The sequence below is a fragment of the Frankia sp. CcWB2 genome, from assembly GCF_977927585.1.
Genome location: NZ_CDWRCM010000255.1, coordinates 1 through 4,395, shown reverse-complemented (window position 1 = coordinate 4,395; position 4,395 = coordinate 1). Strand labels below are relative to the sequence as shown.

General features: G+C 67.2%; 4 protein-coding genes. 3 read left to right on the top strand and 1 reads right to left on the bottom strand.

The features are described 5' to 3' along the window. Positions 1–220: 220 nt before the first annotated feature. Both ACY45C_RS19755 and ACY45C_RS19750 read left to right on the top strand, forming a co-directional pair. A complete protein-coding gene (locus ACY45C_RS19755; RefSeq protein WP_462189052.1) occupies positions 221–1,420 on the top strand; it encodes a cytochrome P450 in 1,200 nt (399 codons plus the stop codon). Between the two features lie 44 nt (positions 1,421–1,464). Beyond that, complete coding sequence (locus ACY45C_RS19750) at positions 1,465–1,692, top strand: ferredoxin (protein WP_462189050.1); 228 nt, start codon at positions 1,465–1,467, stop codon at positions 1,690–1,692. Between the two features lie 82 nt (positions 1,693–1,774). On the opposite strand, the gene ACY45C_RS19745 is transcribed toward ACY45C_RS19750, so the two are convergent. Continuing rightward, positions 1,775–2,314 (bottom strand): cupin domain-containing protein, encoded by a 540-nt coding sequence (locus ACY45C_RS19745; protein WP_462189049.1) that lies wholly within the window; start codon positions 2,312–2,314, stop codon positions 1,775–1,777. A 425-nt stretch (positions 2,315–2,739) separates the two neighbouring features. Between ACY45C_RS19745 and ACY45C_RS19740 the strand changes: the two genes are divergently transcribed. After that, positions 2,740–4,395, top strand: a 1,656-nt coding sequence (locus ACY45C_RS19740; protein ID WP_462189048.1) for a chitinase, incomplete at its 3' end; no start/stop codon positions are given.

The following is a 4,395-nucleotide window of genomic DNA, read 5'->3' as shown; positions in this document are numbered from 1 at the left end:
ATAATATTGAACTATGATGAATTTTGTCAAACAACACCAAACAATGCCGACTAGCGTCGAATAACGTCGGTCCACTCGTTGATGGATTTTTTCTTCCTCGGGATTATCTCTGGCGGTGGATATCCGGATGCGGCCCGTTCGAGCGACAGTTATTTTTCGCGTGGATGGTAGCGTCGTCGGTGTCCGAGGTCCCGCGTGAACGGCGAAGGGTGGACAGGCGATGGCCGCGGCACCGATAGTTCCGTTGCATATACGGCGAGCGCAGTTCGATCCGGTCGAGGAACTCGTCCGGACCCGGGACACCGACGGCGTCTGCCGCGTTGTCACCGTGTTCAGGGTACCCGCGTATCTGGTCAGCCGGTACGAGGACGTCCGTGAGATACTCGCGGATCCGGGCAGGTTCAGCAACGTCAATCAGTGGGTCGTAGGTCCTGGCGGTCCCGTCCTGAGTGATGAGGAAATCGCCGAACTGCGGGCGGGGCAGATGCTCGCGTTCGATCCGCCAGATCACACCCGGCTGCGCCGGATGCTCACCCCGGAGTTCACCGTGCGCCGGATGCGCAGGTTGGAACCGCGGATCCGGGACATCGTCGACGCGGCGCTCGACGAGCTGGAACGGGCCGGCCGACCGGCCGATCTGGTCGCGACCTTCGCGCTTCCGGTGCCGTCGCTGGTGATCTGCGAGCTGCTGGGGGTGCCGTATTCCGACCGCGCGGAGTTCCAGCACCGCACCCGCCGGCAGATCGACGCCTCGTTGCCGATCGAGCAGCGGCTGGCCCTGCAGCGTGAGGCCCGTGCGTACATGGCCGGGCTGGTCACGCGGGCGCAGGCGGCCCCGGGCGAGGACCTGCTGGGCAGGCTGGTGCGCGAGCACGGCGACGAGCTGAGCACCGCCGAGCTGGTTGGCATCGCCTCGCTGCTGCTGGCCGCCGGGCACGAGACGACGTCGAACATGCTTGCTCTCGGCACCCTGGCGCTGCTGCGCCATCCCGACCAGCTCGCCAGGGTCCGCGACGATCCGGCCCAGGTCGAGCCCGCCGTCGAGGAACTGCTGCGCTGGCTGTCCATCGTGCCCTCCGGCGTGCCCCGCACGACGACGACCGAGGTGGAGATCGCCGGTCACCGCATCCCGGCGGGCGAACAACTGCTCCTGGCGCTGCCTGCGGCCAACCGAGACCCGGCTCTCGTCGGGGATCCGGACCGGCTCGACATCACCCGTGGGGCTCCCGGCCACGTCGCTTTCGGCTACGGCGTGCACCACTGCCTGGGAGCGCCGCTGGCCCGGATGGAGATGCGCATCGCGTTCCCCGCGCTGCTGCGCCGCTTTCCCGATCTCGCGCTGGCCGTGCCCTACGAACAGGTAGCGTTCCGTGCCCATCACGCCGTACACGGGCTGCACGCGCTCCCGGTCACCTGGTGAGATTCGGTCACCTGGTGTGACAGGGCGGAACAGGAGGGTGTCGCATGAGGATCGTCGCTGATCGCGCCGTCTGCGTCGGCGCCGGGATGTGCGTGATAACCGCGCCGGAGGTCTTCGATCAGGGTAACGACGGCCTCGTCGTCACCCTGATCGAAGAGGTCGCCGCCGGTCGGCTGGACGCCGTGCGCCGAGCGGTCGAGCTGTGTCCGTCGAAGGCGCTGCGCCTGCTGGACGGAGGAGCGTGTCTTGGTAACGGGCGTGTGACCGGATGATCATGAGTGGTGGGGTTGGTCGTGGTGGCCTGGTCTGCCGCGTCCCCACCCTGCCGGTCTCGCCCCGTCCCGCCGTAGCCGGTCAGTAGGTGTGCCAGTCGCGCCGGGTGGGTCCGGTGGACCCGGTGGCCACCGGCCCGACCCAGCGCAGGTTGGGGAGGTTGACGACGATCGCCTCCTGGGTGGTCCGGGCGATCACGACGACGGCCTCCTCGTCGGGATCGGGGTTCTCCTCGCGATGAGGCACCCACGGCGGCACGTAGATGTAGTCGCCGGGGCTGGTGTCGAGCCGGGTCTCCTCGCCGTCCTCGAGGAAAACGACGCTCGGATGGCCTCGCACCACATAGATGCCCGTCTCGGACCGGCCGTGGTGATGGTTCGCCGAGCTCGTCGCCGCGGCGACGTGGGTCTGGCCCATCCACAGGTCGACGGAGCCGACCGTGCTGCCGGACAGCGCCTCGACCCGGCGCATGCCGGCGGTCTGCGCGGTGTCGCGGGACAGCCCGGCGGGCGTCACGCGGTGCAGCCGCTGGTGGAAGCCATCCGTGGGCGGCGTGGATCCCGGGGGCGTGGATCCCGGGGGTGTGGATCCCGGGGGTGTGGAGCCTGGGGGAGTGGACATGGCACCTCCGATGCGTCGCAACCGGGGTCATCGGGCTCACGTCCGGATGGCGGGCGAGATCCGGTCTCCGCCGATCATAATAGGTTGATGGGCTGACGGATCGCGGTGCCTCAAGACCCTGGTGCGTGGTTCCGTGCCGCTCCGGGGTGCCGTGTTCCGGACCGCCGTGTTCCAGGGGTGCCGCGTTCGAATGTTCCAGGGGTACCGTGTTTCCGGTTTTGGGGCTTTCTTGACCGAGAATTTCCGTAGGCCCGCTCGGCCGAAGATGATCCCTGAGCCAGCGGGCGCGTCCGCACGTCCACCGAGACGGCGGCGTATATCTTGGGGTCGCGTCATATCAGTCCCGCGTCCGGAGCAACGTCTCCTTCGCGGTGCCACGCTGATATGCCGGCTGAACCCGACAGAACCCTCGGAGGAGACAGACTGTGTCGGATTCGCAAGGTCTTGTGTTCGCGTCAGCGGAGTGGCTTCCCAACGGAACCGAACATTGGGCTAACTTCAAGGTGACCATCTCCAACTACTCCGCCGAGGGCGTGGTGGATCCGGAGATATCCTGTACGTTCGCCGCGCCCCGGCTCATCCGGAATGTTTACGGACTGGTGTTCAACCCGGTTGATCGGCCGACTGACGTCGTCACCGGCCGCCTGGCGCCCGAACGGAAGATCATCCAGGCGAGGGGATCGCAGGAGTTCACCCTCGCGATGCAGAACGGTGGTACGGGCGCCGGCTCGGATCCCGCCCTGCTGCCGAACGGTTTTACGGTCAACGGGGAGAACGCCAACCCATCCGAGGACACCGATCCGCCCACGGTGCCGGAGAAGCTGCGCATCACCGGCTGGGCGCCGCATAGCCTGCACCTGACCTGGGATCCGTCCACGGACAACATCGCGGTGGCGGGCTACGAGGTGTTCTACCGGACTCCGGGTGGGGAACCCCGTGTCCTGTCGACCACCGCAGCCGAGGCCACGGTGTCGGGGTTGAACTCGTTGACGGAGTACATCCTGCGGGTCCGCGCGTTCGACGTCAGCGGCAACCGGTCGGAGCTGTCCGAGGAGGTGGCCGCGTCGACCACCGCCCCTCTCCCGGACCCCGGTACCTGGGATGCGCCGCGAGCGCCCTTCGTCGACTACACCGCATGGCCGAATCCGAAGCTCGCCGAATACGGCTCCCTGTCCGGAATCGACAGTTTCTTCGTCGGCTTCCTGGTGGCGCAGCCGGGCGGCGACAAGAAGGTTTACTGGGGCGGCTATCCGAGCTACGGAGAGGCCGCGACAGGCGATTTCGGCAAGGAGGATTTCGCCGCATTCACCGCGCAGGGCGGGAAGGTCATCCTCTCCTTCGGCGGTGCGTCAAACGTCCCCCTGGAGGATGTGGAGACCGACGTCTCCAAGATTGTGGCGACGTATCGGGCGATCCTCGCGAACTACGGGGTCAGTCACGTCGACTTCGACTTCGAGGGCGCGTTCATCCAGAACCGGGCGGGGTTGGAGCGGCACGTCGCCGCCATCTCCCAGGTGCTCCCGGCCTACCCCGGCCTGAAGATCTCCTACACGCTTCCAGTCGACGGCGCTCCCGGCAGCCTGGTGGGTTTCAACCCCGACGGGGTGCGTCTGCTGCATCTGCTCGCTGACGCGGGCATCCAGCCGTCGCTGATCAACGGCATGCTGATGGAGTTCGGCCAGACGGCCCCCTCGGACGCCTACGAGTGCTGCGTGATTGCGCTTAACGGCATGTTCACGCACATCGCCGGGGCTTGGCGCGACTGGGACGAGCAGAAGGTCTGGCGGCGGATCGGCGCCTGCCCGATGTTCGGCCGCCACATCAACGGCCGGATCTTCACGCTGGACCACATGCGCCGGCTCGTGGAGTTCGCCCGTACCCACAACATCGGCGCTGTCTCCGGTTGGGACGCCACCCGGGACTACAACCAGGGCCGCCTGCCCGAATGCGCCGACTTCAACGGGAACGACCTGGCGAAGTGCACCTATGTCGAGCAGAACCCGTTCGACTTCTGCAAGATCATCGCTACCTACCGACCCGAGTCTGTTCCCGCCGCCGCGCTGCGGCGGGGTCCGCGCCCG

Bases quoted from the DNA above. Each gene is read 5' to 3' on its own strand.
- ACY45C_RS19755 (WP_462189052.1), top strand. From the start codon at position 221: ATGGCCGCGGCACCGATAGTTCCGTTGCATATACGGCGAGCGCAGTTC.
- ACY45C_RS19750 (WP_462189050.1), top strand. From the start codon at position 1,465: ATGAGGATCGTCGCTGATCGCGCCGTCTGCGTCGGCGCCGGGATGTGC.
- ACY45C_RS19745 (WP_462189049.1), bottom strand. From the start codon at position 2,314: ATGTCCACTCCCCCAGGCTCCACACCCCCGGGATCCACACCCCCGGGA.